The sequence below is a fragment of the Kitasatospora dryopteridis genome, assembly GCF_050749075.1.
GTDB lineage: Bacteria > Actinomycetota > Actinomycetes > Streptomycetales > Streptomycetaceae > Kitasatospora.
In genome coordinates this window covers 3,936,062-3,954,278 of sequence record NZ_CP192749.1, presented here as the reverse complement: position 1 = coordinate 3,954,278, position 18,217 = coordinate 3,936,062, and the positions used below count along the sequence as shown (strand labels likewise).

Genomic DNA, 18,217 nt, shown 5'->3' with positions numbered 1-18,217 from the left:
TCACGCTCCCTCCGCCGCCTTGAAGAGGGCGGCACGCGGGTCGTCCGAGGTGGTGGCCTCGCGGTACTGCTCCAGTGCGGTCAGTGCGTCACCGGTGACGTGCTTGGGGACGACGACCTCGACGGTGACCAGTAGGTCGCCGCGGGTGCCGTCCTTGCGGGTGGCGCCCTTGCCGCGGGCCCGCAGGGTGAGGCCGTTGGCGCTGCCGGCCGGCAGCTTGAGCTTCACCGAGGGGCCGTTCAGGGTCGGGACCTCGATCGTCCCGCCGAGAGCCGCTTCGGGGAAGGTGACCGGCACGGTCACCGTGAGGTTGTCCGCCTTGCGGCCGAAGACCGGGTGCTCGTCCACGTGCACGGTGACGTAGAGGTCGCCGGGCTGGCCGCCCCGCTCGCCCTGGGCGCCCTTGCCCTTGAGGCGGATGCGCTGGCCGTCCTGGACACCGGCCGGGATGCGGACCTGCATGGTGCGGGCGGAGGAGGCGCGGCCGCTGCCGTGGCAGACGGTGCAGGGGTCGTCGACGATCATGCCGCGGCCCTTGCAGTCGCGGCACGGGTCGGACAGCGCGAAGGCGCCCTGGCCGCGGCTGACGGTTCCGGCGCCGACGCAGGTCGGGCAGACCCGCGGGGTGGTGCCGGTCTTCGCACCGGTGCCGGCGCAGGCGCGGCACGGGGCCTGACTGGTCATCCGCAGCGGCACGGTGGCGCCGTCCACCGCCTCGACGAAGGCGAGCGTCACCTCGGTCTCGACGTCGGAGCCGCGCCGCGGCTGGGCCTGCCGGCCGCCGCGGTTGAACAGGCCGCCGAAGACGTCGCCGATCCCGCCCCCGCCGCCCCCACCGGAGCCGGAGAACAGGTCGCCGAAGTCGAAGTTGTAGTTGCCGCCGGCACCGCCGGGGCGGAAGCCGCCGTTGCCGAACAGGCTGCGGGCCTCGTCGTACTCCTTGCGGCGCTTCTCGTCCGAGAGGACGTCGTACGCCTCGGAGATGTCCTTGAACCGCTCCTCGGCCTTGGCGTCACCCTTGTTGGCGTCGGGGTGGAACTCGCGGGCCAGCTTGCGGTAGGTCTTCTTGATCTCGGCTGCGGTGGCGTCCTTGGGCACGCCGAGGACCTTGTAGTAGTCCTTCTCCACGTAGTCCTTGGTGCTCATGGCTGCCGCCACCTCCCGAAATGTGTCTGCACGGCGCTGCGGAGTCGCACCCCGACGATGTCGGTGCGCGACTCCGCAGCACACAGATTGTCAGCTGTCCGCCGCACCGTCACCCTTGGCGGACTCCGGCTTGTCGGCGTCCGGGGCGGACGTGGTCTGGGTGCCCGGCTGGGGCTCCGCGACCGCGACCATCGCCGGGCGGATGATCCGCTCGCCGATCCGGTAGCCCGGCTGGAGGATCTGCACGCAGGTGTCCTCGGTGACGTCCGAGGAGTAGCTGTGCATCAGCGCCTCGTGCAGCGTCGGGTCGAAGGGCTCGCCCTCCTTGCCGAACTGCTGGAGGCCCAGCTTGGCGACCACGGTCTCCAGCGACTCGGCGACCGACTTGAAGCCGCCCGTCACCTCGCCGTGGTCGCGGGCCCGGCCGATGTCGTCCAGCACCGGGATCAGCGACTCCAGGATGTTGGAGACGGCGATCTCCCGGACCGTCAGACGGTCGCGCTCGACCCGCTTGCGGTAGTTCTGGTACTCGGCCTGGAGTCGCTGCAGGTCCGCGGTGCGCTCGCCCGCCTCGCGCTTGGCCGCGGCGAGCTCGTCGGCGCCCGCCACGGCCTCCTCGGCGGCCTTGAGGACGGCCTCCTCGGCGGAGTCGTCGCCGGGCTCGCCGCCCTGCGCCTTCTCCGTCATGCGGCACCGCCCTTGGGCTTCTCGTCGTCGATGATCTCGGCGTCGACCACGTCGTCGTCCTTGGCGCCCGCGGCCTCGCCGGCACCGGCCGCACCGGCGGCGTCGGCCTGCGCGTAGAGCGCGGCGCCGAGCTTCTGGGCGGTGGTGGAGACCTTCTCGGTGGCCTCGCGGATGGCGGCGATGTCCTCGCCCTTCAGCGCCTCCTTGAGCTCGCCGATGGCGGTCTCGACCTCGGTCTTGACGTCGGCGGGCAGCTTGTCGGCGTTGTCGGCGATGAACTTCTCGGTCGAGTAGACGAGCTGCTCGCCCTGGTTGCGGGTCTCCACGGCCTCGCGGCGCTTGTGGTCCTCGTCCGCGTACTGCTCGGCCTCGCGGCGCATGCGGTCGACCTCGTCCTTCGGCAGCGAGGAGCCGCCGGTGACGGTCATCTTCTGCTCCTTGCCGGTGCCGAGGTCCTTCGCGGCCACGTGCATGATGCCGTTGGCGTCGATGTCGAAGGTGACCTCGATCTGCGGCAGGCCGCGCGGCGCCGGCGGCAGGCCGGTCAGCTCGAACATGCCGAGCTTCTTGTTGTACGCCGCGATCTCGCGCTCGCCCTGGTAGACCTGGATCTGCACGGAGGGCTGGTTGTCCTCGGCCGTGGTGAAGATCTCGGAGCGCTTGGTCGGGATCGTGGTGTTGCGCTCGATCAGCTTGGTCATGATGCCGCCCTTGGTCTCGATGCCGAGGGACAGCGGGGTGACGTCGAGCAGCAGGACGTCCTTGACCTCGCCCTTGAGGACACCGGCCTGGAGGGACGCGCCGATGGCGACGACCTCGTCCGGGTTGACGCCCTTGTTGGCGTCCTTGCCGCCGGTCAGCTCGCGGACGAGCTCGGCGACGGCCGGCATGCGGGTCGAGCCGCCGACCAGGACCACGTGGTCGATCTCGGACAGCGCGATGCCGGCGTCCTTGATGACGTTGTGGAACGGGTGCTTGCAGCGCTCGAGCAGGTCCGCGGTCAGCTGCTGGAACTGGGCCCGGGTGAGCTTCTCGTCCAGGTGCAGCGGGCCCTCGGCGGAGGCCGTGATGTAGGGCAGGTTGATCGAGGTCTCGGAGGACGAGGACAGCTCGATCTTGGCCTTCTCGGCCGCCTCGCGGAGGCGCTGGACGGCCATCTTGTCCTTGGACAGGTCGACGCCGTGGCCGGCCTGGAAGGTCTTCACCAGGTGGTCGACGACGCGCTGGTCCCAGTCGTCACCACCGAGGTGGTTGTCACCGTTGGTGGCCTTCACCTCGACGACGCCGTCGCCGATCTCCAGCAGGGACACGTCGAACGTGCCGCCGCCGAGGTCGAAGACCAGGATGGTCTGGTCGTCCTTGTCGAGGCCGTACGCCAGGGCGGCGGCGGTCGGCTCGTTGACGATGCGCAGGACGTTGAGGCCCGCGATCTCGCCGGCCTCCTTGGTGGCCTGGCGCTCGGAGTCGTTGAAGTACGCCGGGACGGTGATGACGGCGTCGGTGACCGTCTCGCCCAGGTAGGCCTCCGCGTCCCGCTTCAGCTTCTGCAGGATGAAGGCGGAGATCTGCTGGGGGTTGAAGTCCTTGCCGTCCAGGTTGATCTTCCAGTCGGTGCCCATGTGGCGCTTGACCGACCGGATGGTCCGGTCCACGTTGGTGACCGCCTGGCGCTTGGCGACCTCACCCACCAGGACCTCGCCGTTCTTGGCGAAGGCGACGACGGACGGCGTGGTCCGAGCGCCCTCGGCGTTGGTGATGACCGTGGGCTCACCGCCCTCAAGAACACTGACGACAGAGTTCGTCGTACCGAGGTCGATGCCGACCGCGCGTGCCATCGTAGATACCTCCACGGAGAAGTTGAGCGTTACGGGCTCAAGCATGCATGACCGACCGGGCAGCGTCAACAGCCATGAGTCGGCGCCGCTCAACTTTTCTGCGCGGCTGGGATCAGGGGGCGGGCTGCGAGCCTGGTCGGCGCGTCTGCGGAGTGCCGCCCTCCGCGGGTGCCGCCGGATGGGTGAGTATGTCCTTAGTGACTGTCGCCATACCTTGAGCATCTTCTGGACAGGTGCTACGGGACGGTAATGTCCGGGCGTTGGGTCGATAAGTTACCGACCAGTACACTTGAATCGATTCCTTGACAGAGCCGCTGGAGACGGAGAGCCGATGCAGCTAGCAGCGATCGTCATCTCGCTGGTCACCACTGTGATCGGCACTGCGCTCGCCGCCCGGGCGGCCGCGTACATCTACAAGGTCGTGAAGACCGGCCAGCCGGACGGCACCCGCACCGGGCAGCCGGTGGGCCGGGTGAAGACGGTGGCGACCGAGTTCCTCGGGCACACCCGGATGAACCGGTGGGGCATCGTGGGCATCGCCCACTGGTTCGTCGCCATCGGCTTCTTCACCCTGGTGACCACCCTGGTCACCGCCTTCGGCCAGCTCTTCGACGCGGAGTTCGTGCTGCCCGTCATCGGGCACTGGCTGCCGTTCGAGATCTTCACCGAGCTCGTCGGCACCTTCACCACGCTCGGCATCGCGGTGCTGATCGTCATCCGGCTGCTCAGCCTGCCGTCCCGCTCGGGCCGCAAGTCCCGCTTCGCCGGATCCATCGCCTGGCAGGCCTTCTACGTCGAGTACACGATCCTCGGCATCGGCCTCTGCATCATGATCCTCCGCGGCCTGGAGGGCGCGCTCGCCGGCGTGCACGGGTACGAGGCCGCGTACCTGGTCTCGTACCCGCTGGTGCTGGCCTTCAAGGGCCTGTCCACCGCGACGCTGACCAACCTGATCTACCTCTTCGCGATGCTGAAGATCTGCATCTCCTTCGCGTGGGCGACCACCATCGGCATCAACCCCTCCATGGGTGTGGCCTGGCACCGCTTCCTCGCGTTCTTCAACATCTACTTCAAGCGCGAGGAGGACGGCGGCACCGCGCTCGGCGCCCTGCGCCCGATGACCAGCGGCGGCGAGCCGATCGACTTCGAGGACCCGGCCGAGGACGCCGTCTTCGGCGTCTCCCAGGTCGAGCACTTCTCCTGGAAGGGCATCCTCGACTTCTCCACCTGCACCGAGTGCGGCCGCTGCCAGTCGCAGTGCCCCGCCTGGAACACCGGCAAGCCGCTCTCGCCCAAGCTGCTGATCATGAGCCTGCGCGAGCACGCCTTCGCCAAGGCCCCCTACCTGCTCGCCGGTGGCGGCAAGGACATGGAGGGCGAGGAGAAGGCCACCTCCGAGCAGCTGAAGGACGTCCCCGCCGCGGCCCTCGCCGAGGCCGAGCGCCCGCTGATCGGCACCGCCGAGGAGGGCGGTGTCATCGACCCGGACGTGCTGTGGTCCTGCACCACCTGCGGCGCCTGCGTCGAGCAGTGCCCGGTCGACATCGAGCACATCGACCACATCGTCGACATGCGCCGCTACCAGGTCATGATCGAGAGCTCCTTCCCGACCGAGGCCGGGACGATGCTCAAGAACCTGGAGAACAAGGGCAACCCGTGGGGCATGGCCACCAAGGCCCGCCTCGACTGGGTCAAGGAGCTCAAGAAGGAGACCGGCATCGAGGTGCCGGTGATCGGCGAGGACATCGACCCCGCCGAGGTCGAGTACCTCTACTGGGTCGGCTGCGCCGGCGCCCTGGAGGACCGCGCCAAGAAGACCACCAAGGCCTTCGCCGAGCTGCTGCACACCGCGGGCGTGAAGTTCGCCATCCTCGGCAAGGAGGAGTCCTGCACCGGTGACTCCGCCCGCCGCCTGGGCAACGAGTTCCTCTTCCAGATGCTCGGCGCGCAGAACGTCGAGACGCTGAACGCCGCGCTCGAGGACGCCCCGGTCAAGCGGATCGTGGCCACCTGCCCGCACTGCTTCAACACCATCGCCAACGAGTACCCGCAGCTGGGCGGCCACTTCGAGGTCATCCACCACACCCAGCTGCTGCAGCACCTCATCGACGAGGGCAAGCTGATCCCGGTCAACCCCGTCGAGGGCCTGATCACCTACCACGACCCCTGCTACCTGGGCCGCCACAACAAGGTCTACAGCCCGCCGCGCGAGATCATGGACAAGGTCCCCGGTCTGCGCCAGCAGGAGATGCACCGCCACAAGGAGCGCGGCTTCTGCTGCGGCGCCGGCGGCGCGCGGATGTGGATGGAGGAGCGGATCGGCAAGCGCATCAACACCGAGCGCGTGGACGAGGCGCTGTCCCTCAACCCGGACATCGTCTCCACCGCCTGCCCGTTCTGCCTCGTCATGCTGTCCGACTCGGTCAACGGCAAGAAGAACGAGGGCGCGGCCAAGGAGCACCTGAAGGTCGTCGACGTGGCCCAGCTGCTGCTCGACTCCGTCAAGGCCCAGCCGGTCGAGCCCGAGCCCGAGCGCGTCGAGGCCTGACACCCCGGCACCACCGCACCGGCCCCGTGCGCCCCTCCCGGCGCACGGGGCCGGCGCACGTCCGCCCGCCGTCCGGGGGCATCCACGTGCCTTGACATGCCCTAGCATGTGCGCCCATGAGCGACGGCGGGGGCACAGCGCACACCGGCAGCGGCATACCCGGGCCGGTGGGTCCACCGGACCGCCGACTCGTCTTTCGCGGTTTTCATGATCGAAAGAGGGGGCTTGTGTCGTAGACGTGCGGAAGCATCGACGGGTCTGTTCCACCTCTGTCGAGGGGCCGTCGACCTCTGTCGAGGGGCCGTCGATGCTTCCACCGGGGACCGTACCCCCTTCGCTGTTACTCGTGCTGGCGGTCTTCCGGGATTGCTTCACCGCGCCGTCGTTCGAGACGCTCGCGGCGCTGGTCACGGGGACGGTGACACGTACTGGGCGGCGGACGGTGACCGGGATGCTGACCGGCGCCGGACTGTCGGCCCGGTGGCCGCACGACCGGGCCCACCGGTTCTTCGCCGCCGGGGTGTGGGACCTGGACCGGGTCGGCCTCGTGCTGGCCCGTCTGATCGTGGAGCGGCTGCTGCCCGCGGGGGCTGCGCTGCAGGTCGCCGTCGACGACACGCTGTTCAAGCGCACGGGGCGCAAGGTCTTCGGTGCCGCGTGGCAGTACGACGGTGCGGCCACCGGACCGAAGCCCATCGGGCGGGGGACCTGCTTCGTGGTGGTCGCCCTGGTGGTGCGCCTGCCTTTCCTCACCCGCCCGATCGCGTTGCCCATCCTGGCCCGGCTGTGGCGCCCCAAACAGGGGAAGACGAAAGTCGATCTCGCCCTCGACCTGGTCGCGCTGCTGGCCCGCGCGTTCACCGACCGGCGGATCGACGTGGTGGCCGACGGCGCCTACCACGGCCGCGCCCTGCGCGAGCTGCCCGGCACGGTGACGTGGACGTGCCGGCTGCCGGTCAACGCCGCCCTGTACGAACTCGCCCCGCCGCCGACCGGCCGCCGTGGCCGGCCGTGCCTGAAGGGCGCCAAGATCGGCACCCCGAAGAGCTGGGCCGAGCAGGCAGTCTTCACCGCGCACACCGTCACCCGGTACAACCGGCCGCCCGCGACCGTGCACATCGCCGAGCTCGTCTGCCTGTGGTACGGCAGCTTCCACACCCGCACCATCCGCGTCCTGCTCGTCCGCGACCCGGGCTCGACCAAGCCCTTCGACCTGGCCCTGGTCACCACCGACCTGACCACCCCCGCCGCCGAGCTGGTGGAACGCTACGCCGGCCGCTGGTCGATCGAGACCACCTTCGAGGAAGTCCGCGAACACCTGGACGTCGGCCAGGCCCAGAACAGGGTCCGGGCGGCGGTCGAGCGCACCGTGCCGTTCGGCCTGTACGTCTACAGCCTCACCGTCATCTGGTACGCCCTTCACGGCCACCACCCCGCCGACGTCGCCGAGCACCGGGCCCGCGCCCCCTGGTACACCACCAAGACCACCCCGTCCTTCCAGGACATGGTCGTCAAGCTCCGGCGCACCGTCATTGCGGCCAGGAATATGCCCGAACACGCAGGTCAGCCCACCGACCACGAAATCGCCGCCGTCCACCGGGCCTGGGCCGCCGCAGCCGCGTAGCCCACAAGACGATCAAGAAAACCGCGAAAGACGAGGCCACGTCGCCGCCGGCGCCGACGTCACCCTCCACCTGACCCGGGTCGAGGACCCGCGCGCCTTCGGACTGGTGCCCACCGACGGGAACGGCCGGGTGCTGGAGTTCCTGGAGAAGCCGGAGACCCCGGAGCAGATCGTCACCGACCAGGTCAACGCGGGCTGCTACGTCTTCACCCGTTCGGTGATCGACCGGATTCCGCCCGGCCGGGAGGTCTCCGTCGAGCGCGAGACCTTCCCCGAGCTGCTCTCCACCGGCGCACTGCTGCGCGGTGTCGTCGACACCTCGTACTGGCTGGACCTCGGCACCCCGGGCGCGTTCGTCCGCGGCTCCGCAGACCTGGTGCTCGGCAAGGTCGACTCCCCGGCCGTCCCGGGCCCGACCGGCGAGGCCCTGCTGCTCCCCGGTGCCCAGGTCGACCCGGGCGCCGTGCTCAGCAACGGCACCGTCGTCTCCGAGGGCGCCGAGATCGAGGCCGGCGCGATCGTCGAGGGCAGCGTCATCCTGCCCGGCGCGGTGATCGGGGCCGACGCGTACGTGAAGGACTCCATCGTCGGCGCGTACGCCGTCATCGGCGCCCGCACCTCGCTGGACGGCGCCGTGATCGGCGACGGCGCCACCGTGGAGTCCGACAACGAGCTGCCCAGCGGCCTGCGGATCGCCTGCGGCACGCTGCTGCCGGTCGGCGCCGTCCGCACCACCGCCGGCCCCGGCGGCTGCCCGGCCGGCGAGACCCCGGCCGTCACCGTGCACGGCCCGGCCATCGGCGCCCAGCGCTGAACCCCCGCTGACCGGCTCCCGGCCCGCCCCCGCGGCGGACCGGGAGCCGGCCTCGTCACAGGACGGCTGCAATCCGGTGCCCGGCCGTTGATCAACCGACGGCCGGTCAGTCGGAGCAGGTACCGTCGAGGCGTGGCTGGCAATCGATACGACAACGGGCGGGGCGCCGACCCCCGGCAGGGATGGTCCGCGCCCGCCGGCCCGCCGCCGCGGCAGCAGCCGGGCGGCGGGCCCACGGGGGAGCCCGAGTACTTCACCGCGCCGTACCAGGCGCACCCCGGCAGCAACGCCCCGGGCGGAGACGCCCCGGGCTACGGCGGCGAGCCGTACCAGGCCGGCTACGGCGCCCCGTACGCCGACGGCTACGGGGAGGAGCCGCAGGGGCACACCCGCGCCTTCCCGGTCGGCCAGGACCCGTACGGCCCCGACGGCTACGGCGCCGAGGGGTACGGGCCCGAGGGGTACGGCCAGGACGGCTACGGGGCCCAGGACAACGTCGCCGTGTACCGCGCGGGCGGCCAGGTCGCCCCGCGCGTCGCCGGGCCCCGCCCGACCTGGAAGGAACTGCTCGTCGGGATCTACCGCGAGCCGGCCCGCACCTTCGACCGGATGCGGGACCACCAGGCCTGGCTGCCCGCCCTCACCGTCTCGCTGGTCTACGGCGTGCTCGCCGTGCTCGGCATGGGCGCCACCCACGACGACATCGTCAACTCCACCTTCTCCGTCGCCGCCTGGGCACTGATCGCCGCCGCGATCGGCTTCGCCCTGGCCGGCGCGATGCTCGGCGCGGTCACCTACGCGCTGGCCCGCCAGCTCGGCGGCGACGGCCCGTGGCAGTCCACCGTGGGCCTGGCCGTGCTGATCGGCTGGACGAGCGACACCCCGCGGCTGCTGCTCGCGCTGTTCCTGCCCGCCGACAACATGGCCGTCCAGGTGGTCGGCTGGGCGACCTGGCTGGTCTGTGCGGTGCTGCTCACCACGATGGTCCGCCGGGTGCACGACCTGCCCTGGGGCAAGGCCGCCGGGGCGGCCGCGCTGCAGCTGCTGGCCCTGCTCGTCCTCATCAAGCTGCCGACGCTGAGCTGACGCCGCCTGCCGACGCCGTGTCCCGCCGGCCGGCGCCCCTCCCCGGGGTGCCGGCCGGCGGCATGCTCGGAGCGGAACGGGCCGCGGCGATAGGGTGGACGGTCTGTCCTCTTCTGACCGCGCAGTTCTGCCCGCAGTGCACGGAGCCACCCTCATGACCCTCCCCACCACCCACGTCAGCTTCCCGTCCGGCGCGGTGGCCGGCACCTCGCAGGTGCTCGCCGTGCACCCGCTGGACGGCGGCCGGTACGCCGTCGTCACCGAGGCGACGCCGTTCCACCCGCTCGACCACACCTGGCCCGACCAGCCCGCCGACCTCGGCACGCTCACCGTCGACGGGGTCGCCCACCCGGTGGTCGACTGCCTGACCGGCGCGGTCGGCCCGGCCGGCGGGGAGCTCCTGGTCGGCGCCGACATCCCGGTGCGGCGCGGCGACGAGGAGTGGTCCTGGCTGGTGCTGCACATCGTCGAGCAGGAGCCCGCGGACGCCGTCGGCAGGACCGCCGAACTCGCCGTCGACGCCGAGCGCCGCGGCCTGCTCTCCGCCTCGCACAGCGGCTGCCACCTGCTCGCCCTCGCCCTCAACGCCGCCCTCGCCCCGCGCTGGCGCAAGGACCCGGGCCGCAGCGACGCCTTCGGCAACCCGGACTTCGACAGCCTCGCCATGGCCTCCTCGGTGATGGACACCGAGGCCAGCACCGACACCTACCGGCTCGGCAAGTCGCTCCGGAAGAAGGGCTTCACCACCGAGGCCGGCGAGGACTTCCCGGCGCTCGCCGACGCCCTGCCCTCGCTCACCGAGGCCGTCAACGCACAGCTCGCCGCCTGGGTGGCCGCCGACGCCCCGATCGCCGTCGAGGTGCCCGGGCCCGAGCTCACCGCCCGCCGCCAGTGGCACTGCGAGCTCCCGGCCGGCCCCGCCCGGATCTTCTGCGGCGGCACCCACCTGCACCACCTCGGGGAGCTCGCCGAGCTGCGCACCGAACTGACCCTCTCCGAGGACGGCAGCGAGCTGGTCGCCGTCACCCGGCCGAAGCGCGGCTGAACTCGCGGGGGCGGGCAGGGGTTCCCGGTTTGCACCCCTTTCCGGTTGCAGATCGGTAACGCACTGCAGTTATGCGGCAATTGTTCGAATTGTTCGGCGCGGGGCGGGGTGGCCCTCGGTAGCGTTCGCGTGCACTCAGTAGCCCGCACCCAGCCGAGGAAGACCATGACGACCCCGCAGCCGCCCCAGGGCACGCCCACCGACCCGTCGGCGCAGGGCGCCTTCGGCCCCGCCCAGGGCTACGGGCAGCCTGCCGCCCCCGGTCAGCCCGCCCCCGCCTACGGCCAGCCCGCGCCCGCGTACGGCCAGCCCGCGCCGGGCTACGGCCAGGCTCCGGGCCAGCTGCCCGACGGCTACGCCCAGGCCGCCCAGCAGACCGTGCTCGCGCCGAAGAAGAGCCCGCTCAAGAAGATCCTCATCGGTGTCGGCACCGTGGTGCTGATCATCGCCGTCAAGATCGGCCTCGGCCTCGGCATCGGCTACGCGACCTCAGACAAGCCGGTGCACGCCAAGCCCGGCGAGTGCGTCAAGGTGACCGGCAGCGACAACGACCCCAAGGTCGACACCGTCGACTGCGGCAGCGCCGACGCCAACTACAAGGTGATCTCGGTCGTCGACAACTCCTTCGACCCGGACGCCTGCAACAACGTCGAGGGCTCCACCGCCGGCCTCGCCCAGCAGCTGTACAGCGACAAGTTCGTCCTCTGCCTGGCCGAGAAGAAGTAACCGCGACGAAGCGGCCGGGGCGCAGCCACCGGCCGCCGCGGACACACCAGTGGGCCGCCGATCACCGATCGGCGGCCCACTGGCGCTGCGCTCCCCGGAGGCCGCGGGACGCGGCCCGGCCTCAGACCCGGGTGCGGTGGAAGTTCAGGTACGAGCGGGACGGCGTCGGGCCGCGCTGGCCCTGGTAGCGCGAGCCGTACCGCTCCGAGCCGTACGGGTGCTCGGCCGGCGAGGAGAGGCGGAACAGGCACAGCTGACCGATCTTCATGCCCGGGTAGAGCTTGATCGGCAGGGTGGCCACGTTCGACAGCTCCAGCGTGACGTGGCCGCTGAAGCCGGGGTCGATGAAGCCGGCCGTGGAGTGGGTCAGCAGGCCGAGCCGGCCCAGGCTGGACTTGCCCTCCAGGCGCGAGGCCACGTCCTCCGGCAGCGTGATCACCTCGAAGGTCGAGGCCAGCACGAACTCGCCGGGGTGCAGGATGAAGGCCTCGTCACCCTCCGGTTCGACCAGCCGGGTCAGGTCCGGCTGCTCCTCGGAGGGGTCGATGTGCGGGTAGCGGTGGTTCTCGAACACCCGGAAGAAGCGGTCCAGCCGGACGTCGATGCTGGAGGGCTGGACCATCGCAGGGTCGAACGGGTCGATCACGACCCGGCCCTTGTCGATTTCCGTCCGGATGTCCTTGTCAGAGAGCAGCACGCAGTCGAGGTTAAAGGCAATGCGGGGCCCCGGACGAATCAGGTCCGATCCGCCCGGGGCCCCGCGACCCGCCCGAACCCTCTCAGGCGAGGAATTCCACGGCCTCCAGCCGCATGGCGCGCGCCAGTTGCGCTCCGGACAGCTCGCTCACGTCCGCCGGCACCGAGCTCCGCAGGCGTCCGCACTGCGGACACCGGATGAGTCTGCCCGGCCCCAGCCGGGCGGCGCCGAGATTCTGCATCGGGAACGTGGTGGTGCTGAACAGGTGCCCTTCGGCACAACGAACGACGGTGCGCTGCTCCATCGATCCCCTTCCCATACTTCCCCGTGGTCCCCGTCCGCCTCGCGCCCCCGGCGCGGCCTGTACGGCGGCCCCGCACGGCTGCCGTGGCCCGCCCGGGCGGCGCCAGCGTCACATTAGGGGATGTTCCGGACATTCCATGTGGCGGCTCGCCGCCTCCCGCGGCCGGAACGGCCCACACAGTACGCCCCTCGGGCACCCGCCTGCACCGGCCCGGCGGCGCGTCCACGCCAGGCCCCGTGCCGCATCGCGGATGGGGTACAGTGGTGCTTGATCGGGCGATCCCTGACGGGTCGTCAGATGCGGGCGTAGTTTAATGGTAGAACATGAGCTTCCCAAGCTTAGAGCGCGAGTTCGATTCTCGTCGCCCGCTCCAGCGAGAAACCCCAGGTCAATGGCCTGGGGTTTCTGCTTTGTCCAGACCTCTTCGGGTGCCTTGCACCGGATCCGCACCAGATCGCTCCCGGACGGACTTCCGGTGTGCCTGGACGCGGGCGTCGAGCGCCTCGGCGATCTCCCTCTGTCGATCGAGGTCCGAGTGCCGGTAGATCATCGCGGCGCGCTCGGACGACTGCCCCGCGCGCACCATGGTGTCCTCGGGCTCGGTCCCGCCCAGGACCCGCCTGCCATTGGCCAGTTCGCCCGCCAGGTGCGCACACGCGAAGGAGTGATCTCGTCCAAGTCCCAGGCCCGAAGATGGGCAGGATGTGCTTCTTCAGGAGCTCCTCGAAGCTCACCCTGCCGGCGTTCGGGTCGCGCCAGTCGCGGCGGGACGGGTCGGCTTCGATCCGGGAGAGCCAGATTTCGGCGGCCTTCTTCGTCCCGAAGGTCTCCGGCGAGCGGTCTCCTGCCCGTCGGGCGCGCGGTAGGACGCCGTCCACCGGCCGGAGCGGTACTGGCGGACAGCACCGAAACTGCGCTTGCAGCCCTTGCTGTTGGCCGTCAGGCAGCTCTCCGCAGACGGGTCCGGCGGACAGCGACCGGCTGGACCGTGTTGGCCGCGATGTAGTCGGCGAGGACCGCCGCAGAGATGCGGACGTGGGGTCCGACCTTCACGAAGGCGACCCGGCGTTCGGCGATCAGGCGCCGCGGGAAGCGCTCCTTGCCGGGGCGGGCAGATGGGTAGAACCGCTCCACCACCCGCGAGCGCAAGGCGACGCGCTGAACCGTACCGAGTCACCGGTTACCGGCCCCCGCCGGCTCTCGGCTTGCAGGACAGAACAGTCACGGCGTGGCGCCGATGGGGACGGCCACGGCCGCGGCTTCGGTGGCGTCGGCGGGCACCGTGGCTTCGGGGCGGCGCAGGTCGAGCACAATGAGGACGGCGGCGGCGACGCCCAGGTAGACGAGCAGGGTGGTCAGGGCCTGGCCGGTTCCGTGGCCGTCGAAGTAGATCGTGTGGTGCAGCAGGATGTAGCCGTTGCGAGGTGGCAGGTAGGGCCCGATGTCACGCCAGAAGGCGGGCAGGTACGGCACTCCGGTCGCGCCGCCGGAGGACGGGTTGCCGAACAGGATGATCACGACGACGGTCACCAGGGTGCCCACCGGCCCGAGCAGCTTCTGCAGGATCGCTGCGACGAAGGCGACCACGGCGACGATCAGCGAGCAGATCGGCCAGGTGATCCAGAACTTGCTGCTGGGGAACCCCTGCAGCCAGTAGCACACGATCACATCGATGACGAGGCCGCTCACGACGGCGAATCCGGCGAGCTGGGCGGCTCGCCAGCGGCCGGCCGCCCTCCCGGTCGCGGCCATGAGCAGGGTCGAGCTCATGTATCCGCCGATGAGCAGCGGGACCAGCATGAGCCCCTGGACCAGGCCGAAGGGGTCCTTGGCCGCCAGTGGTGTCGGGGCGTACTGCTGCACCGTCAGGGTCTGGCCGGTGGCCTTGGCCGCGTCCTCGAACTTCACCGCGAGGTCGAGCGGTGCCAGGTCGCTCATGGACGGCACCACGATCAGGGTGTTCGAGGTGCCCGAGGAGATCAGCGCGCCGAAGAGCCGGGCTTCGTCCATCGCGGTCTTGGCGGCGGCTTCGTTCGGGTACTGGGTGACCTTCAGGGAGATGCTCTTCTCGGCCGCGGCCAGGACGGGGGAGGCGCCGACCGCACCGAACGGCAGGTTGGTGGCCTTGGGGGCGTGCGAGGCGCTCATGTAGTTGGTCGCGAACAGGCACTGCATGACGGCGCAGATACCCAGCGCCACGAGGATTCCGATCAGGGCGCGCCGGCGGTCGGGAGGATTCGCTGCAGGGGCGGTCGACGCCGCTGCGTCGGGCTTCCGGGCTGCCGCCCTGGCCGGTCGGATGCGGCCGTACCAGGCGATGACGGCCGTGCCGGCGAAGGCGTAGAGGAACAGGACGACGAGCGGGGTGGAGATGTCACTCCCGCCGAAGTAGAGCACGTGGTTGATCAGGGTGACCGCGCTCTGCGGCGGGAGGATCACGCCGATGTTGCGCCAGTAGACCGGCAGCAGGTAGGTGCCCAGCCCGCCGGCGGGCGGGCCGCCGATGACGATGAAGAGCACCGCCACGAGCAGGGTGCCCATCTTGCCCACCATGGCCTGCAGCGCGGCAGCGGCCAGTGCCACCGCCGAGGTGATGAGCCAGAAGCACGGCAGCAGCGGCCAGAAGTGGCTGCTGGCGTACGCGCCGATCCCCAATCCGGCGATCAGGTCGGTGAGCAGCGCGCCGACCAGCGCGTATCCGGCCAGGATGGCCGCGCGCCACGGCGCGGCGGCGGTGCCGTGGGCCGCCTTGTAGACCAGTACGGCGGCCAGGTATCCGCCGATCAGCAGCGGCAGCAGCAACAGCGACGTCACTGCGCCGACCGGGTCGGTGGAGGCGAGCGGCTTGACGGTCTGGACGGTTACCGGGCGACCCAGCTTGTGTGCCGCATCGACGAATGCCGGCTCCAGCTCGGTCTGGGCGAAGAAGCTCTTCGACGGAACCACGATCAACGTGTCGGCCGAACCGCCGCTGACGTATGCGCCGTACAGCTCGCCCCGATCGGCCGCATCCGTCACGGCTGAGGCGCTCGGATAGCTGGTCAGGTCCAGCCCGGTTCTGGACGCGACCTCGGCGACCACGGGCGAGGGCGGCCCGGTCACACCGAAGGGCATGTTCCTCGGCACGAGCAGCTGCTGGGCACTGACAAGGGACAGCGCGAGCAAGGCCTGCGCGAAGAGCACCAGCCCCAGCGCGAAGGCGATCTTCGCTGCGGCACTTCGTGTGCCCGCAGCCGAAGCAGCCTGCTTCGCCATCCCCAGTCCTCCAGCCGACCGTCGTTGCGGGCACCTGAGACGTACTCGCGTGCCCGCATGCACGGCACCCCGAGGTCCTGTGCCAGGATCGCGGGCCGCCTGCCGGCCTTCGAGCGGGCGCGTGCTGGATTGCACAAGCTCCGCACCGGAGCTCGACCCCGGCCCCGGCAGGACTGAGCTGCCATCAGCCCGATTCCCTCTTGTGAGCAATCACGACACGGGCCCGATCGCCCGGCAACTCAGGAGACGCCTCCAGGTGAAAGCCGCGCGGGCCTTGCGGCAGCGCTGGAGGTGAATCCTTTCCGGACCTCCCCGTCTCTTATCCGTGTGCCGGCCGAACGGGTCGGCGGAACCGGGAGGACACCAATGATGGTCACTGGCCTCGTAGTGGTCGGAGCCCTGCTCGTGGGCGCGTGCACCTGGCACCTGATGCGGCGCTACAAGGGCCGAGGCTGACCGGTGCCTGTGCACGGGACGCCTTCCGAGTGTGAGCAGCAAATGAACCAACGCTTCCCCTGGCCGGACGAGCGGCTGATCAAGGCCGCTCAGGACGGCGACGTCACCTCGCTCACCGCCGTCGTCATGAAATCGCAGCCTCATGTGCGCAAGTTCGCCGTATCGCTGTGCGCCTCACCGCAGGACGCGGAGGACGCGGCGCAGGAGGCGCTGATCATCCTTTACCGGAAGATCGGCACCTTGCGGGCCACCGGTGCGCTTGCCTCGTGGATGTTCCGGATCGTGCGCAACGAGTGCCTCCGGCAGGTGCGGCTGCTCGTCCCGCGGAGCGACGGGGCGTCGGCCGGACCGGAGGCGTCCGCGGAACCGTCCGCCGAGGATGCGGCGCTGCACAGGCTGGAGGTGGAGCGGATCGCGGCTGCGGTCTGTGCCCTGCCCCGTGACCAGCAGCAGGTCTTCATCATGCGGGACGTGCAGGGCCTGCCCGGCAGGACCGTCGCCCATGCGCTCGGTCTGAGCAGCGCCGCGATGAAATCGCGGCTGCACAGAGCGCGCGCAGCACTGCGTCACTCGCTGGCAGTGACCGATCAAACCGCCGACCGAGCCATCGACCAGCCAGTCGGAGGAGACTCATGACCGTCAACACCATGAAGCCCGTGCAGGGGGCGGACTTCGCCAGCAAGTCCGTCCTGCGCCACCTGGCGCGCGGCGCCATCGGCTTCGGGTTGATCATCGGCTCGATCGGCCTGGTGCCCGTCGTCGGCCCGGCCACCCTGCTGGCGGCCCCGTTGGCCCTGATCGCCTTCCGCGGCTGCCCCACCTGCTGGATGGTCGGCCTGGTGCAGACCGTTTCCCGCGGCCGTCTGGAGCGTCAGTGCGTGGACGGCGTCTGCACCCTCACCAAGGCGCCCCCGGCGGCGAAGGACGGGGACGAGCCGACAGCCGGCATCAAGATCCCCGCCGCTTCCCGGTGACCGGGCCATCCCGGTTCCCTTCGCCCGCTCCAGTGGAAAGCCCCAGGCCGTCGGCCTGGGGCTTTCGCCCTGTCCGGACCTTCCCGGGCGCCCTGCACCGGATCTGCACGCGCGGAGGGCGAGTACGGTGCCGGGCCGGGAGACCGGATGGGGTCAGAGGAGGCCGTGCCACATCTGCTCGAGCAGGACCGACCACCAGGTGGTGTCCCGGTGGAAGGCCTGCGGGTCGATTTCGGCCAGCTCGGTCTGGAGCTTCTCCAGGGCTGCCGCGGCGTCGTACGGGTCGAGCCCGGCCAGGACGGGCCAGGTGGAGGCGAGCAGTGCGAGGCTGCGCACGAAGGCGGAGACCGAGCTGTTGACGAAGCGCCCGCTGCCGGTGCGCGGGTGGACGGCCCAGACCGAGCCCTCGTCGTCGCCCGCGTGCTGGACGGCGACCATGCACAGCCCGTCCGAGCCGATCCGGGTCCAGTCGGCGAGCACGTCGAGGACGTCCTGCCCGGCCGGCGATTCCGCGGCGAGGAAGTGGGTGCGCAGATCGGCGAACAGGCCGCCCGCGGGCGGGTCGGCCGGGCGGTCCGCGGTGAAGAACAGCGGGAGGGCGGTGGGCAGTCCGGCCGACAGGCAGACGGACGCTCGGGCGGACGAGGGCTCGGCCGTGCTGTTCCGGGTGCTCCGGCCGGAGCCCCGGCTGCGCCTCGGCCTGGCCGAGGCGCGGGAGTTGGCGCCCCTGGTCGCCAGCTGGCTGGAACGCGGCAGCGGACCGGCCGACCTGGCCCAGGCCCTGCTGCCGCGCCTGCCCGCCCGGGTCCACTCGGCCTTGGGGATGCTTCGCTATCGCCTTCAGCACCTGATGCCTCCGGAGCCGGGCCCCAGGAGCCGGCGGTTGCGCGGTACTCGGAGTGCGGCAAGTGCCACGACCCGGTGCCGCAGCCCGGAATCTGCCGCGCCTGTGCGGGTCTCGGCACGAGAACGATCGCGGTCGGCAACGGTGCGGCGGCCACCCGCCGCGGGGCGGCCATG

At 70.9% G+C, this 18,217-nt stretch carries 15 protein-coding genes, 1 tRNA gene and 1 pseudogene; 9 read left to right on the top strand and 8 right to left on the bottom strand.

The window, feature by feature from the left end; translation table 11 throughout:
* From dnaJ to dnaK, 3 genes are all read right to left on the bottom strand, one after another.
* Nucleotides 1-1,146, bottom strand: a complete 1,146-nt coding sequence (gene dnaJ / locus ACQ614_RS18040) for a molecular chaperone DnaJ (RefSeq protein WP_431679576.1) — start codon at nt 1,144-1,146, stop codon at nt 1-3.
* A gap of 90 nt (nt 1,147-1,236) precedes the next feature.
* Nucleotides 1,237-1,833: a nucleotide exchange factor GrpE gene (grpE, locus tag ACQ614_RS18035; protein ID WP_431679575.1), complete on the bottom strand. Its 597-nt coding sequence runs from the start codon at nt 1,831-1,833 to the stop codon at nt 1,237-1,239.
* Nucleotides 1,830-3,668, bottom strand: a complete 1,839-nt coding sequence (gene dnaK, locus ACQ614_RS18030) for a molecular chaperone DnaK (RefSeq protein ID WP_431679574.1) — start codon at nt 3,666-3,668, stop codon at nt 1,830-1,832. Before dnaK ends, grpE begins: the two co-directional genes overlap by 4 nt.
* A gap of 331 nt (nt 3,669-3,999) precedes the next feature.
* Between dnaK and ACQ614_RS18025 the strand changes: the two genes are divergently transcribed.
* The 6 genes and pseudogenes from ACQ614_RS18025 (at nt 4,000) to ACQ614_RS18000 (ending at nt 11,511) form a co-directional block, all read left to right on the top strand.
* Nucleotides 4,000-6,216 (top strand): (Fe-S)-binding protein, encoded by a 2,217-nt coding sequence (locus tag ACQ614_RS18025; protein ID WP_431679573.1) that lies wholly within the window; start codon nt 4,000-4,002, stop codon nt 6,214-6,216.
* 307 nt (nt 6,217-6,523) lie between these two features.
* Nucleotides 6,524-7,840, top strand: coding sequence for an IS701 family transposase (locus tag ACQ614_RS18020; RefSeq protein ID WP_431675996.1), 1,317 nt, complete (start codon nt 6,524-6,526; stop codon nt 7,838-7,840).
* Nucleotides 7,841-7,877: 37 nt separating this feature from the next.
* Nucleotides 7,878-8,570, top strand: a pseudogene (locus ACQ614_RS18015) (sugar phosphate nucleotidyltransferase); the annotation flags it as partial.
* 216 nt (nt 8,571-8,786) lie between these two features.
* Nucleotides 8,787-9,740 (top strand): YIP1 family protein, encoded by a 954-nt coding sequence (locus ACQ614_RS18010; protein ID WP_431679572.1) that lies wholly within the window; start codon nt 8,787-8,789, stop codon nt 9,738-9,740.
* 154 nt (nt 9,741-9,894) lie between these two features.
* Nucleotides 9,895-10,785 (top strand): metal-dependent hydrolase, encoded by an 891-nt coding sequence (locus ACQ614_RS18005; RefSeq protein WP_431679571.1) that lies wholly within the window; start codon nt 9,895-9,897, stop codon nt 10,783-10,785.
* A 165-nt stretch (nt 10,786-10,950) separates the two neighbouring features.
* Nucleotides 10,951-11,511: an LppU/SCO3897 family protein gene (locus ACQ614_RS18000; RefSeq protein ID WP_431679570.1), complete on the top strand. Its 561-nt coding sequence runs from the start codon at nt 10,951-10,953 to the stop codon at nt 11,509-11,511.
* A 121-nt stretch (nt 11,512-11,632) separates the two neighbouring features.
* Here ACQ614_RS18000 and dcd read toward each other — a convergent pair whose 3' ends face one another.
* Both dcd and ACQ614_RS17990 read right to left on the bottom strand, forming a co-directional pair.
* Complete coding sequence (dcd, locus tag ACQ614_RS17995; protein WP_363500499.1) at nt 11,633-12,208, bottom strand: dCTP deaminase; 576 nt, start codon at nt 12,206-12,208, stop codon at nt 11,633-11,635.
* Between the two features lie 82 nt (nt 12,209-12,290).
* Nucleotides 12,291-12,527 (bottom strand): hypothetical protein, encoded by a 237-nt coding sequence (locus ACQ614_RS17990; RefSeq protein ID WP_363510769.1) that lies wholly within the window; start codon nt 12,525-12,527, stop codon nt 12,291-12,293.
* A gap of 284 nt (nt 12,528-12,811) precedes the next feature.
* Here ACQ614_RS17990 and ACQ614_RS17985 point away from each other — a divergent pair.
* A tRNA-Gly gene (locus ACQ614_RS17985) sits at nt 12,812-12,885 on the top strand.
* A gap of 566 nt (nt 12,886-13,451) precedes the next feature.
* Here the strand turns inward: ACQ614_RS17985 and ACQ614_RS17980 are convergent.
* On the bottom strand, nt 13,452-13,661 hold the full coding sequence (locus ACQ614_RS17980; RefSeq protein ID WP_431679569.1) for a DNA-binding protein: 210 nt from the start codon (nt 13,659-13,661) through the stop codon (nt 13,452-13,454).
* A 72-nt stretch (nt 13,662-13,733) separates the two neighbouring features.
* A complete protein-coding gene (locus ACQ614_RS17975; RefSeq protein ID WP_431679568.1) occupies nt 13,734-15,767 on the bottom strand; it encodes a hypothetical protein in 2,034 nt (677 codons plus the stop codon).
* A 498-nt stretch (nt 15,768-16,265) separates the two neighbouring features.
* On the opposite strand from ACQ614_RS17975, the gene ACQ614_RS17970 reads away from it, so the two are divergent.
* Together ACQ614_RS17970 and ACQ614_RS17965 are read left to right on the top strand one after the other, a co-directional pair.
* Nucleotides 16,266-16,859 carry an RNA polymerase sigma factor gene (locus ACQ614_RS17970; protein WP_431679567.1) on the top strand — a complete coding sequence of 198 codons (594 nt, stop codon included), beginning with the start codon at nt 16,266-16,268 and terminating at the stop codon, nt 16,857-16,859.
* Entirely contained in the window at nt 16,856-17,197 is a 342-nt protein-coding gene (locus ACQ614_RS17965) for a hypothetical protein (RefSeq protein WP_431679566.1), read from the top strand. The genes ACQ614_RS17970 and ACQ614_RS17965 overlap by 4 nt, the downstream gene beginning before the upstream one ends.
* A gap of 153 nt (nt 17,198-17,350) precedes the next feature.
* Here the strand turns inward: ACQ614_RS17965 and ACQ614_RS17960 are convergent, their stop codons facing one another.
* A complete protein-coding gene (locus ACQ614_RS17960) occupies nt 17,351-17,788 on the bottom strand; it encodes an SUKH-4 family immunity protein (protein WP_431683953.1) in 438 nt (145 codons plus the stop codon).
* Between the last annotated feature and the right edge of the window lie 429 nt (nt 17,789-18,217).